General features: G+C 66.1%; 11 protein-coding genes. 3 read left to right on the top strand and 8 right to left on the bottom strand.

Translation table 11 applies throughout. The annotated features are described in order from the left end of the window. Window positions 1–29: 29 nt before the first annotated feature. The gene (locus ACIQTS_RS13605) at window positions 30–866 is read left to right on the top strand and encodes a PhzF family phenazine biosynthesis protein (protein WP_402473664.1); all 837 of its coding nucleotides are present in this window, start codon (window positions 30–32) and stop codon (window positions 864–866) included. A 22-nt stretch (window positions 867–888) separates the two neighbouring features. On the opposite strand, the gene ACIQTS_RS13600 is transcribed toward ACIQTS_RS13605, so the two are convergent. From ACIQTS_RS13600 to ACIQTS_RS13575, 6 genes are all read right to left on the bottom strand, one after another. After that, window positions 889–1,713, bottom strand: coding sequence for a DNA-formamidopyrimidine glycosylase family protein (locus tag ACIQTS_RS13600; protein ID WP_332502550.1), 825 nt, complete (start codon window positions 1,711–1,713; stop codon window positions 889–891). A gap of 24 nt (window positions 1,714–1,737) precedes the next feature. After that, window positions 1,738–6,402: an ATP-dependent helicase gene (locus tag ACIQTS_RS13595; RefSeq protein ID WP_402473663.1), complete on the bottom strand. Its 4,665-nt coding sequence runs from the start codon at window positions 6,400–6,402 to the stop codon at window positions 1,738–1,740. Between the two features lie 39 nt (window positions 6,403–6,441). Continuing rightward, the gene (locus ACIQTS_RS13590; protein WP_105658582.1) at window positions 6,442–6,744 is read right to left on the bottom strand and encodes a transcriptional regulator; all 303 of its coding nucleotides are present in this window, start codon (window positions 6,742–6,744) and stop codon (window positions 6,442–6,444) included. After that, the gene (locus tag ACIQTS_RS13585) at window positions 6,728–7,189 is read right to left on the bottom strand and encodes a hypothetical protein (RefSeq protein WP_365943054.1); all 462 of its coding nucleotides are present in this window, start codon (window positions 7,187–7,189) and stop codon (window positions 6,728–6,730) included. Before ACIQTS_RS13585 ends, ACIQTS_RS13590 begins: the two co-directional genes overlap by 17 nt. A gap of 4 nt (window positions 7,190–7,193) precedes the next feature. Beyond that, the gene (locus ACIQTS_RS13580; protein WP_365943055.1) at window positions 7,194–7,658 is read right to left on the bottom strand and encodes a hypothetical protein; all 465 of its coding nucleotides are present in this window, start codon (window positions 7,656–7,658) and stop codon (window positions 7,194–7,196) included. 63 nt (window positions 7,659–7,721) lie between these two features. After that, entirely contained in the window at window positions 7,722–8,180 is a 459-nt protein-coding gene (locus ACIQTS_RS13575; RefSeq protein ID WP_365943056.1) for a 23S rRNA (pseudouridine(1915)-N(3))-methyltransferase RlmH, read from the bottom strand. Between the two features lie 63 nt (window positions 8,181–8,243). Between ACIQTS_RS13575 and ACIQTS_RS13570 the strand changes: the two genes are divergently transcribed. Next, window positions 8,244–8,957, top strand: coding sequence for a phosphatase PAP2 family protein (locus ACIQTS_RS13570; protein ID WP_365943057.1), 714 nt, complete (start codon window positions 8,244–8,246; stop codon window positions 8,955–8,957). On the opposite strand, the gene ACIQTS_RS13565 is transcribed toward ACIQTS_RS13570, so the two are convergent. After that, the gene (locus tag ACIQTS_RS13565) at window positions 8,926–9,897 is read right to left on the bottom strand and encodes a D-2-hydroxyacid dehydrogenase family protein (protein ID WP_332595439.1); all 972 of its coding nucleotides are present in this window, start codon (window positions 9,895–9,897) and stop codon (window positions 8,926–8,928) included. The genes ACIQTS_RS13570 and ACIQTS_RS13565 overlap by 32 nt on opposite strands. A gap of 150 nt (window positions 9,898–10,047) precedes the next feature. After that, window positions 10,048–11,895, bottom strand: a complete 1,848-nt coding sequence (locus ACIQTS_RS13560; RefSeq protein WP_365943058.1) for a calcineurin-like phosphoesterase family protein — start codon at window positions 11,893–11,895, stop codon at window positions 10,048–10,050. Between the two features lie 179 nt (window positions 11,896–12,074). Here ACIQTS_RS13560 and ACIQTS_RS13555 point away from each other — a divergent pair, with 179 nt between their 5' ends. Beyond that, window positions 12,075–13,202: a hypothetical protein gene (locus tag ACIQTS_RS13555; protein WP_402473662.1), complete on the top strand. Its 1,128-nt coding sequence runs from the start codon at window positions 12,075–12,077 to the stop codon at window positions 13,200–13,202. The last annotated feature ends 40 nt before the right edge of the window (window positions 13,203–13,242 follow it).

Raw genomic sequence — 13,242 nt, 5'->3', positions numbered from 1 at the left:
CGCAGGCCGCGGTCTGCTAGGTTGGTTCGATGGCCATGCGTAAATACAGCGAAGTCGACGTCTTTTCTCCCACTTCATATCTGGGCAACCCCTTGGCTGTGGTCCACGATGCAGAAGGCCTGGCCAGCGGGCAGATGCAAGGATTTGCCAAGTGGACCAACCTGGCCGAGACCACGTTCCTGATGCAACCGGAGGATCCGGCCGCCGACTACCGGGTGCGGATCTTCTCTGCCACCCAGGAATTCCCCTTCGCCGGCCACCCGACGCTGGGCTCGGCCTTTGCCTGGCTGAAGGCCGGCGGGGTTCCCAAGAAGAAGGGACGGGTCATCCAGGAATGCGCCGCCGGGCTGGTGGAGGTGCGCGTTGAGCCGCAACGGCTATGGTTCGCTGCACCGCCGCTGACCCGCTACGAACCGGTTGCCGAATTGCTGGTGCAGCGCATCGCCGAGGTACTGGCGATTCCCCGGGAGCAGATCCAGGATGCCTCATGGCTGGTCAACGGCCCGGAATGGATCGGGGTGAGGCTCTCCAGTGCGCAGCAGGTACTGGCCTTGGACCCGGATCCCAACGCCCTGGGGACGCTGGCCATCGGGGTTGCAGGTCCGCGGGAGCCAGGGGCCGGCACGCAGTTCGAAGTGCGTGCTTTCGTCGGCGGGGACCCAGTGTGGGAAGACCCGGCTACCGGCAGCCTCAATGCGGGCCTGGCCCGGTGGCTGGCCGATTCCGGGTTGGCTCCCGAACGCTACATCGCCGCCCAAGGCACCGCGATCGGGTACCAGGGCCGGGTGCATCTGCGCGTTGAGGACGGCGTGGTCTGGGTGGGAGGCGACGTGAACAGCTGCGTGCAGGGCGAAGTCGACCTCTAGGCTTGCAGCCGCGCCCCGCCGCCTAGGCCGCTGGCTGGCAGGAAGGGCACAGGTAGCAGTCCCGTTCAGCACCGGTGGAAGCCGAGGGAATGCGCAGCAGCCCGATGCGGGTTCCGCAGCGCAGGCAGGGCTTCGACGCCCGGCCGTAGACCCACAGCGGGTCGCGGGTGCGCGGCTGCCCGGTAGTCACCCGCCGCGACCGGTCCTTGTTCACCACCAGCAAGCGGTGAGCCAGTTCGATTAATGCCGGCAGGCCGGCCACCTCGCCCACCGCGGTGAGCGGATGCACGCGCCGCAGGAACAGGATCTCGCTGCGGTAGACATTTCCCACCCCGGCCATGATCCGCTGGTCCAGCAGCGCTTGCCCGATGCCCAGCTGCGGATCGGCGCGCAGGTTGTCCAGCGCCCGTTGCGCATCCCAGTCCGGCCCGAGCAGGTCGGGTCCCAGATGGCCGACCACCTCGGACTCCTGTTCGGTTGGCAGCAGTTTCACCTGGGCGATCTCGAAGCCCACGGCCTTGGCGTTTGCTGTTTCCAGCACCACCCGGGCGGTATGCGCCGGGCGCTTCCAGCGTTCGCCTGGCGCATAGAGATCCCAGCGCCCTTCCATGAGCAGATGCGAATGCAAGGTCAGCGCAGGCTGGGCGAAGGCCGGGTTCGCAGTAGCCGGCGGCTGCAGGCGCATCAGCAGGTGCTTGCCCCGGGGGACGACCTCGCGCACCGTGTACCCGGCGACGTCCACGGTGGCCAGGGCCGGGACGCGGAAATCGGAGGCCAGCAGGATTTCGCCGGCCAGCGCCTGGTGCAGGCGGGCGGTGGCGCGGTAGACGGTATCGCCTTCGGGCATGGGCAACGCTCCTTCGATAGCGGGTCAGCGGCGGAAGCGGATGCCTTGGGGCGTCGCATAGAAACCGGCGCCCAGCAGGGCGGCGCCGACCGGATGGTCCTGCACCGGCTGCCCGTCGACCGTGGCGATGGCGATCTTGTCGACCTGGGCGGTGCGCAGCGCGGCGACCATCGCCGTGGCGAGGATGCGCCAGGACGGCTCGGGCAGCTGCCCGAAGGTCAGCACCGTGCGCCCGCCGCGCTCCAGATAGAGGCTCAGGGCCCCGTCGAGCAGCCCGACGATTGCGCCGGCCTTGCGCCCGGGGCGGTGCCCGGTTTCGGTCGCAGGCCAAGCCAGCGCCGCGCCATAGGGGTTCGCCGGGTCGGTGGAAGCCAGCACCGTGGCCACCGGCTGTCGGCGCGGGTCATCGGCCAGCTGGAATCCGCGCAGCCGGTCAATGGTGGTGGAGGTGGAGAACTGGGCGGCGCCGAGCTTCTCGACGAAGTAGCCGCGCCGGGCATGGCCAGCTTCTTCCAGCTTCGAGAGCACCCGGTAGAGCTGGCCGAAGCCGCCGGGCACCGACTCGGCGGCCACCGAGCCGCGGGTGAGCACCCCGTAGCGTTCCAGCATGATTTCCGCGGTGGCGTGGGCGCTGATCGTGGGGTCCGCTACCGGTGCGGGCAGCAGCGACCAGCGGGCCGCGCCGCGCGAGCCGCGCGCCGGCCCGCCGGCTTGTTCCCGGGCCAGCCGGTTCAGCCCGGAGAGCCGGTTCAATCGTGCGGCGCGGGCCCGCGGGGCGGGCTTGGCGATTTTGTGCGCGGTGCTTCCGCCGGCCAGGTAGCCGCGGATCGGCGCCATGGTATCCGGTGAAATGTACCCGGCCCAGAACAGCCTCCAGCAGGATTCGGCGACCTCGTGGCTGCTGGCCGCCGGCTCATCGCTGCGGTGGATGCGTCCGGCCAGCTCCTCGGCGAAGTAGGCGCCGGTGGACTCGAAGGCCTGGAGCACGCGCAGGTCCAGGGCTTGCAGCGCGCTGGCATCGGGCTGGGGAAGGCTCAGCGCTGCATGCTCGGCGGTGTGCAGCGACAGCCAGCCGTCCTTGCCGCCGGCGGCTCCGGCACCGCAGATCAGGATATCCCCGGAGCTGCACAGCTCATCCAGCCAGGAATTCTGGTAGCCCCTCAGCCGGGCCGGGAGCATGAAGGACTCCAAAGCGGAGGCGGGGACCTCGGCGCCCGCGAGCTGGGCAACGATTTCATAGGCGCCGTCGGCTCCCTGCAGCGAAGAACCGATCTGCTGCCAGGCCGGCAGGAAGCGACCGTAGGTGTCCTGGTCCACCGGCTCCACCTCGGCACGCAGCGCCGCCAGGGATCGGGTGCGGATGGTGCGCAGCACCGACACGTCGCAGTATTCGTCGCCGGCCACGCCTTCGGGGACGAGCTCCAGCGGGCGGAAGGCCCCCAGCGACAAGCGGCCGGCGGCCACCAGCTGGTCGAGGACCGGGCGCAGCACCGCGACGCCCAGTCCCAGCTGCGCGGCCAGCTCCCCGAGGGTGAACGGGGCGTGGGTGCGGGCGAAGCGCGAGACCAGGTCCTGGATCGGAGCGGTGGCAGGCTCCAGGAAGGCCGCCGGGATGCCGGTGGGCAGCGGGGTGCCCAGCGCATCGCGCAGCTTGCCGGCATCCTCGATGGCCGCGTACACCAGCTGGCCGGAGCGGCGCAAGGTGAAAGCCCGGCGCGTGGAGACCAAGGCCTCGGCGTGGGCCCGGGCGCTGGCAGGATCCAGCGCCGCTTCGTCATCGGCCGGATCGCGCAGCCTGGCGGCCAGCTGCCCGGCATCCAGCGGACCCAGCAGCCGCAGCAGGTCCGCAGCGCCTTCCATGCCCGCCAACCGGCGGTTGGCTGCCAGATGCTGCAGCTGCTCCTGCAAGGCCGAGATGACCTGCGGGTCCAGCACCTCGCGCACGTCGTTGCGCCCGAGCAATTCGCCCAGCAGCACCGGATCCAGGCTCAGGGCGGCGGCGCGGCGTTCGGCCAGCGGCGCGTCGGATTCGTAGAGGAACTGCGCCACGTAGCCGAAAAGCAGGGATTGGGCGAAGGGCGAAGGCAGCTCGGTGGTCACTTCCACCAGGCGGATGGCCCGCGAGGAGATGCTGGACAGGATCCTGGACAGTGCCGGCAGATCGTAGACATCATTCAGGCATTCGCGCACGGTTTCCAGGATGATCGGGAAATCCGGGTAGTTGCGTGCCACATCCAGCAGCTGGCTGGCACGCTGGCGCTGCTGCCACAGCGGGGTGCGCTTGGTCGGGTTGATCCGCGGCAGCAGCAGCGCGCGGGCGGCGCATTCGCGGAAGCGGGAGGCGAACAACGCGGAATTGGCCACCTGCGAGGTGACCACCTCGATGATCTCGTCGGCTTCGAAGGCGAAGAGATCCGCCCCGGGCGGCTCATCGTCCATGGCGGGGATGCGCAGCACGATCCCGTCGTCGGCGGCCATCGCCGAGGCGTCCAGCCCCCAGCGTTCGCGGACCCGCGCGCCGACGGCCAGCGCCCACGGGGCGTGCACGGCCAAGCCGAACGGGGAGTGCAGGATGACCCGCCAGTCGCCCAGCTCGTCGTGGAAGCGCTCGATCACGAAATTCTGGTGGTTGGGCACCTGGCCGGTGGCCCGGCGCTGCTCGTCCAGGTAGTTGAGCAGATTGTTCGCGGCGAACGGATCCAGCCCGCTGCCGTGCAGCACTTCGGCCGCTTCGGTGCGTTCGCTGGCCAGCAGCTTCGTGGTGAATTCGCCCAGCGCCGCCCCGAGTTCCACCGGGCGTCCCAGCCCGTCGCCGTGCCAGAAGGGCAGCTTTCCGGGCTGGCCGAAGGCCGGGGTGACCAGCACCCGGTCGTGGGTGATGTCCTCGATGCGCCAGCTGGTCGCCCCGAGGGCGAAAATGTCTCCGACGCGCGATTCGTAGACCATTTCCTCGTCCAGCTCGCCCACGCGCTTGGGCGCCTTGTCATCCTCGGATCCGGCCAGGAAAACGCCGAACAGCCCGCGGTCCGGGATGGTGCCGCCGGAAATCACGGCCAGGCGCTGCGCCCCGGGCCGGGCGGTGAGGGTACCGGCATCCCGGTCCCAGATCAGCCGCGGCTTGAGCGTGGCGAATTCATCCGAAGGGTACTTGCCCGAGAGCATGTCCAAGGTGGCCAGATAGGCGCTGCGCGGCAGCTGCTGGTAGGGGGCGGCGCGGCGCACGGTGTCGAACCATTGCTCTACGTCCAAGTCGTCCATGGCCACCGCGGCCAGGGTCTGCTGCGCCAGCACATCCAGCGGGTTGGCGGGGATCACCATCTTCTCGATGGCTCCTTGGCGCATGCGGGTGACCACCAGGGCGGTGGAGAGCAGGTCCGCCCGGTGCTTGGGGAAGAAAGCGCCCCGGGAGACCGAGCCGACCTGGTGCCCGGCACGGCCCACGCGCTGCAGCCCCGAGGAGACCGAGTTCGGGGATTCGACCTGGATCACCAGATCCACCAGTCCCATGTCGATGCCGAGTTCCAGGGAGCTGGTGGCCACCACGGCGCGCAGCTTGCCCAGCTTCAGGTCTTCCTCGATCTGGGCGCGCGAATCCTTGGACACCGAGCCGTGGTGGGCACGGGCCAGTAACGGAGCTTCCGGGTGCGCGGCAGCGGTGGAACCGGCCTGGGCCATCATCGCGGCAGGGGTGGAGGTGGAAGCATCCTCGGCGCTGAATCCCTCGCGTTCGGCGTAGATTTCGTTCAGCCGTCCGGTCAGCCGCTCGGCCAGCCGGCGGGAGTTGGCGAAGATGATGGTCGAATGGTTGTCCAGCACCAGATCCACCAGCTGGTTCTCCACATGCGGCCAAATGCTCGCCGATGCCGCGGGGGAGGAACCCGGACCCAGATCATGCGCTCCGGCCGCGGAAGGCAGGTCGGTCATGTCTTCCACCGGGACGCGCACCGCCAACTCCCATTTCTTGGTGGACGGCGGGCGCACGATGTTCACCGGGGCGGATCCGGCCAGGAAGCGGGCCACTTCTTCGGGCGGCTCGACGGTGGCAGAGAGCCCGATGCGCTGGGCCGGGGCGGGCAGCAGCGCGTCGAGCCGTTCCAGTGACAGGGCCAAATGGGTTCCGCGCTTGGTATTGGCAATCGCGTGGACCTCATCGATGATTACGGTGTGCACCTCGGCAAGGGTCTTGCGTGCCTGGCTGGTGAGCATCAGGTACAGCGACTCGGGCGTGGTGATCAGGATTTCGGGCGGGTCCTTGAGCAGCTTGCGCCGGTCATTGGCCGGGGTGTCTCCCGAGCGCACTCCCACCGACACCGACGGCTGGGACAAGCCCATTTCGTGCGCGGTGGCGCGGATGCCAGCGAGCGGAGAACGCAGGTTGCGCTCCACGTCGACCCCGAGGGCCTTCAGCGGAGAAATGTAGAGCACCTTGGTGCCATTGCCCGTTGGATGATCGGCATCGGAGTCCATCCCCGGCAATGCTGGAGCGTCAAGTTCCGCATGGTGCAGCCGGTCCAGCGCCCAGAGGAACGCGGCCAGGGTCTTGCCCGAGCCGGTAGGCGCGATGACCAGGGTGTGCTTCCCGTCCGAGATGGATTCCCAGGCGCCACTCTGGGCAACGGTGGGCGCGGAGAAGACGTCGGTGAACCACTTGCGGGTGGCTGCGCCGAACCGGGACAGGACATCGCTCATGGAATCGATACTACGGTCTGCGAACGACAAGATCGGCCATTATCCGCCCGCCGTGATCTCCCGCAGGGCCGCCACATGGCTGACATAGGCCCGGCGTCCGGATTTGGTCAGCGAAACGCGCATATGGCTGCGCCCCAGCTTGGTGAACCGCTCGATGCCGATATACCCGGCATCGGCGAGCTGCTTGAGGTGCTTGCTCAAGACGGAGTCGGCGACATCGAGGATGCCGCGAAGGTGCGCGAATTCTGCCCACTGCACCGGGGCGAGGCTGGCGCAAATGCGCAGCCGGATGGGTGCATGGATCAGCTCGTCGAATTGCGCATTGCTAGATGGCTTGTTCATTTCCATCCTTGATGCGGGATTTGATGGTTTCGCGGCGCATGATCCACAGGGAACCGGTGAAGGCAGCGGCCAATGCGAGGAATTTGGGTATCGCGAACAGCCAAGTCTGGGGAATCCAGAAGGTGCACAATTGCAGGGCGAGCATCATGAACAGCATGACAGCGATGTATTTGCCCGAGTGCCGCAATGCAGAACGGGACTTGGGCCGCTGGCGCGACCAGTAGGCGTACCAGGCGATCAATGGCACAAAGAGCACCGGCGACCAGTACCAAAGGGCGATGTCGATGACTCCGTAGAGCGAAAAGATTGCCGACGTGACGATGCCCAGGGCAATCATGAATGCCCCGGGGGCTTCGGTGGCGCTGACGGTGCCGCTCGCGGCTTCTTCGGCCGTGGCGAGTTGGGAAGCGGCTTCGCGCTCCGAGGGGATCTGCGAATTGTTCACCTGGCTAGACCGCCATTTCCTGGGCATCTTGCACACGGTCCTTGTCCCATGCCGTTTGCGCGGCGGAAAGCAAATGCCATAAGGCGGTGCAGGAGACGACTAGTTTCGCACCGATGCTCCAAGGGTCCTCGGCGACCCAAAAGCGCAGGCACATCACGATCATTGACGCCAGGAACGCGTACCAGCCGTAGGTTGCCGAGCTGCTGAGCAAAGGGCGCATCGTGGCGCGGCTGCGCATAATCACGTAGTGCACGAGGGCTGCAACGACAGCCACCGCGAATAACGCCAGAGCCATCTTTGGCGAAAGGACATGTTCAAGACTCATCGCGGTGCTCCCGAGCACCACGTACACGAAGAGGGTGGCCCGGGAAGAAGTGCCGGCAGCGATCATCTTGTTCGAGGCCTGGTCCGCGGAGGCCAGGCGCTCCGCGGCGGTCAGCTTGTCGATTCGTTCTTGCCCCTCAGCCATGATTTCCCCACTTTCCGTTATGGAAAGTCTTGTCTTTCCAAGTTGGAAAGTCAAGGGAATGGCTTAAACGTGATGGTACTTCCCGCCTGCCAGGATGTCCTGCGCGCGGTACAGCTGCTCGGTGAGGATCAAGCGCACCAGCTGGTGCGGGAAGACCAGCTTCGAAAGCGACCAGGTGAAATTGGCCCGCGCATGCACGGATGCGTCCACGCCGTACGCGCCGCCGATGATGATGACAACGTTGCGCGAAGCATCAATCGGGGTGCGCAAAGTATTGGCCAACGCGGGGGAGTCCACGTTCTTGCCGCGTTCATCGAGCAGAACCACGAAGTCGCGGTCATCGATTTTCGCCAGGATGCGGGCAGACTCCTCGGTGCGGGCCGCGTCGTTCTCGCGCGAGGAATGGTTCAGCAGCTGCCAGGTGAGATTGAAGGGCTTCTTCATCCGCTTCTCGTAGCGGGAAATTCCCTCGTCCACCCAGGATTCGTGTTTCTTGCCAACTGCCAGCACCTTGATCGTCATGCTTCTATTGTTCCGCATCGATCGAGTTCAGCGCTTCGCGCCCGCCCCGATACGATGGAAGCCATGCGATCCTCATGGTATTTCCGGCAAGGCCAACGTTCCCGCGGCGCACAGGTGCTGTGGATCATTTTCGGGCTGGTTGTCGCCATGTTCTACTTCACCCGCAGGGTGCTGGTCTCCCTGCACGCGGGCGGATGGGCCAGGGATCTGGATGCCCCAGCCTACCAATGGGCACTGGAGCACCAGTCGCCGTTCCTGTTTGCGGTCTCCGACTTCTTGTACTTCTGGGGATCCACACCGGGGATGACCATGATCATGCTGGTGATCACCTCATTGCTGTGCTGGAAAACCCGCAGCGCGTGGCCGTTGGCGGCCATCGCGTTCACTGCACTGGTCTCGGTCCTGCTGACCGTTATTCTCAAGACAAGCCTCCAGGTGCCGCGTCCCCAAGGCGTTCCCGGAGGCCCGGCGCCGCCGCAGACCTTTTCGTTCCCCAGCGGGCACACGCTGAACTCGGCCGCGCTGATCGGCATCGCCAGCTACCTGGCGATCATCTACGGGCTGCGCCGCTACGCGTACCTGATCTCCATCGTCGCGGCGCTATTCGTCCTGGCGATGGGAGCTTCGCGAATCTACATCGGGCACCACTGGGTCTCTGACGTGCTGGTGGGGATGCTGATCGGGGCCGCATGGGCTGCCGTCGTGGCGATCCTGCACTACTACTTTGTGCCGCGGCCGCAGGTCCCTAGGCCAGCACCCGGATCGGTGCGCCGCTAGCCCACGCGCGGATGTCTTCCACCGCGTCGCGGTAGAACATCTCGAACTGCTCGATAGTCACATAGCCGATATGCGGGGTGGCAATCACGCCCCGGGTAGCGGCCAGCCGGTCCTTGGCCGGCAGCGGTTCCACGTCGAAGACATCCACGGCGGCCAGGTGCAGCTGCCGGCTGTCCAGTGCGTCGATGAGCGCGTCGGTCTGCACGATCCTGCTGCGCGAGGTGTTGACCAGGATGGAATCGGGACGCATCCACGCCAGCTGCTTGGGTCCGATGACCCCGGTGCTGCGCTCCGAGAGCTTCAGGTGCACGGTCACGATGTCGCTGGTGGAAAACAGCTCGGCTTCGGAGACCAGCTCCACGCCCACTTCGGTGGCGCGGGCCTTGGTGAGATTCTGGCTGTAGGCGATGACCCGCATGCCGAAGGCCAAGCCGACCTTCGCAACCTTCGCTCCCAGATTTCCCAGGCCGTAGACGCCCAGGGTCTTGCCGGACAGGCCCAGTCCGAAAGTGGTCTGCCAGCCCGAGCCAGCCGCCAGCGGGCGGTCCGCGGAAAACAGCTCCACGTCCAGTCGGCGCGCGGCGCTGAGGATCAGCGCCCAGGTGTGCTCGGCGGCATCGGTAGCCACGTAGCCGGTGTGGCTGACCACGATGCCCTGGTTCTTGGCAGCCTGCAGGTCGATGGATCCGTTGCGGCGGCCGGTGGTGACCAGCAGCTTCAGGTTGGGCAGGGCATTGAGCCGGGCGGCCGGGAAAGGCGTGCGTTCGCGCATGGCGACGATGGCGTCGAAGGGCTGCAGCGCCTGGACGACGGTGCTGTCCTCGTGGCCCAGGTGCTCGGTGAAGACAGTGACTTCGGCGTCCAAGGCGACGGCGAGGCCGTCGAAATCGGCCAGCGAGCGGGCCACGTTGTGGTAATCATCCAGGATTGCAATGCGCATGGATTCATCCTAGGCACCTGCAGCCGATGCTGTCCCACTGCGGGCGTAACAAAAAGCTGGTGCCTGCTCATTGAACTGCTCCCCAAAAGTTGGACTGAAAAAGTCACAACAACTTTTGGGGAGTTTTTCATGCACGCACGAAGGATGACGCTACCCGATGACCGTGAAATCCAATTCCTCGGTGAAAGAACGCCCATGCACGTCGGTGGCAGTCACCGTGGCGGTGTGCGCCCCCACGGAGAGATCATCTGGCAGTTCCAAGCGCCACAAGTGGCTGGTCTTCTCGGCGAATCCGCCGCCATGGACGAATTGCTCGGCGATGGCCGCCGGATCCGAGTACTCGGCGCCTGACAGCGGGCGTTCGCCGGCCATTTTCTGCGTCCGCTCGGCCGCAACCGGGTCCTGGCCGTCGATGGAGACCTCGACAGCGGAGCCGGTGCTGCCCATCCAGAAGTTCGTGGTCAGCCAGGTGTCCTCGGCCAGTCCCTGCCGGCTCACCGCCAACGGGTCATCCAGGGCCGGAACCGTGCCGCGCTCCTTTTCCAGATTCTCCTCGTACCACTGCCGGTACGCCGGGGTGTTCAAGCCCAGGGACATCTGCTTGCTGGCATCCCCGCCGGTCACGGTGAAGCGCTCGGTGATACTGGTGTTCTTGATGTCCAAGGTGAGCACTCCCGGAGGGGTCCCGTCGCGCTGGATGGAAGTCGGGTAGCCATTCTCGGTAACCCGTCCGTCATACCACTGCCCGGAAATGGCCGGGACAGTCAGGTGCGTGAAGGGCAGGCCTGCCTCGCCGACCTCGTCGCGCCAGCCATCCATCAGGTCCCCGGCGCGCAGGTTCTCTGACATGTGGGTGTGCCCGCCCAGGGAAGCGACCTCGCGTCCTTCCAGCAGCTCGTAGATCTCCCGGACCTGCTTGGTGGAATGCTCGTCGCTGTAGAAGAACTCCAGCAGGGGGCTGTGCCCGGCCAGGACGATGGCCTTGTTCTTGGGTACCTCGGCCAGGTCGGCGCGCAGCCACTGCAGCTGGCGCTTGCCCAGATCGTAGGTGTAGTCGCTCTTCTTGGCCGGAACCGCAGTCGGGTAATCGATGGTGCTCAGGGCGATGACGTGAGTCTTGCCCGTGTCGTAGGAGTAGTACTCCGGACCGAACTGGGCGCGGAAGGAATCGTACTCGTGCTGCCCGTCCAGCGAGTCGTAGTCGATGTCGTGGTTGCCCGGCAGGAACCGGGCCGGACCGTTGAGCATGGAGGACAGTTCGCGGGTCTGATGGAAGAAAGTCAAGTCATCTCCCACGAGGTCGCCGATGAACAAGGCGCCGCAGCCGGTGTAGTCGGTGCGGGCCGCCAGATCGGCGAAAGCGCCTTCCCTGGCGTACTCGACTTCCTGCTGGGTATAGGTCTGCACATCGGCACCGATGACGCAGCTCTGCTCGGGCGATTGCGTGGCGCTGCTGGCCACCAGCGGGAAGTTGACTGCCTCAGGCAGCGGCCCGGTCGGGGCGATGCCGTCGTACTTCAGGTCCGGGGAGCCTTCAGGCAGGTGGGTGTAGAAGAATTGGGCGACGTTGTCGTCGTCGACCGGAACCTGGAAGCCCCGGGGCTGGGTGACGAACGCGGTCATGTTGTTGTATGCCGGAAGTTCGTAGCGTCCCTGCCCATCGGTGGCCACGATGTCGCGGCCGTTGGAAACCGTGACGTTCGGTAGGCCAGGCTCGTTGGCATCCTGCGTGGAGTTCTTGTTGCGATCCTCGAAGACCACTCCGTCGAGCGTCTCTTGCGCGGTGCCGCTGCGGCCAGTTCCTGCCGGGATCACCTCGACTGACCCGCGGTAGGCCGAGGAGCTCCAGTCCGCGGCGGACTTGGCGGCAGGCACTGCCTCGAGTTCCGGGGTGGCGCCGATGAAGGCGGTGGAAGCTGCAATGGCAACTAGGCTTCCGGCGGTGAGATGCAGTGGGGTGAGATGATTGGTTTTGCCGGGTCGAGCGAAGATTTTCACGAACGTTCCTCCGGGTGGGGACAATCTGCCGGCCCCTTGGCCGGCCGTCTTCCACGGTGCCAATGGCAGGTGAATTGCAACCCCTGCTCAGGTAATGTCTAATAATCGATCCCGTAAATAGTTATCGACTGTCTTGGCGGGATTTACTGTTTTCGAACCAGTGAAATGAAGTGGCGCGGATGGAACTAGTGCAGGCGCTCATGGCAGGCGCGCGCGGGCGCAGGATGCTGTGGGAGTTCGCCACTGCCAGCGAAGAGAAGCTGCTACCGGCGTTCGGGGAGCATCCGCTGCATGCGGCGATGTTCTACGCCGCGTATCACGTAGCGGTAGAACGCGGCGAAAGCGTTGGCCTGTTTGGCGCGGATGAATCCAGCATGCCCGAAACCAGTGTCCAGCAGATCGCCCGGCGCCTGGACGGCACCACTTTGGTTCCGGCCACCGCAGCGCTGCTGCAGCAAGCGCTGGTCCGCTCGGTCGACAGTGCCCGCTATTGGCAGGAACCGGATTGGGAAGACACCCTGCTGGCGTTGCCGGAACTGGCCGCGCCGCTTGAGCGCGTGGCCCGGCACCTGGCGGACAGCGGGCTCGCGGCCGTGTGGCTGGATCCCGTGGATCTGCGCAACCAATTCCAGGTCGAATTCGACCAGCATGACCCGCAGGGCAGGACGCAGGCTCCCGGTAGCAATGCCCTGGGCCTACTGCAGGAGTGGAGGGCCGGCATCCTGGCGACCGAAGCCCGCGATGCCGCCGAAATGAGTAGCACCCCGCTGGGCAGCTTCAGCGGGGAATGGTGGTCCAAGCCCAGCAGCCGCCTGCCCTCCACTACCGGTGTGTTCCCAGACCGGGAGCCAGTGGGCCTGAGCTGCGTGGAGGACGGTTTCGGATGGGAGCAAGCCAGCGTCAGGTTCACGAGCGTGCCTCCCGCAGCCAAGGTGCTGGAGATCGCCACGGCCGAGGACTGGATCCGGCTCTGCCGCGAGCACGGCATCGAGGTCACCGCGCACAAGCGCCACGACTGGTACCTGTCCACCGGGCGCGACGGCGCATGGAAGATCCCCGACTGGCTGGCCGTGGCGCGCGATTACGACGGGGTGCATCTGGGTATCGGCGCCTATCTGGCGCTCGCCGGGCAATGCCTCGACATCGATGATAAATACGCCAGCGTGATTGCCGGGTGGGACCCGGACCAGACGTTCTGGTTCACCGATGAGCTGCGGTGCTACGGGCCTGCACAGGAATGGATCTGTCTGGACGCCAACAACGAGGATGCACGGTGGGTGCCTTCCGGCGATGGCCCAAGTTCATGAGCCGTCACGGGCGCAGTAGCCAGCCCGGGTTTCTGGTGCA

Source organism: Glutamicibacter sp. NPDC090743 (assembly GCF_044769125.1).
Taxonomy (GTDB): domain Bacteria; phylum Actinomycetota; class Actinomycetes; order Actinomycetales; family Micrococcaceae; genus Glutamicibacter.
Note: the sequence above shows the minus strand (reverse complement) of the source record. Positions and strands in the feature narration are given on the sequence as shown.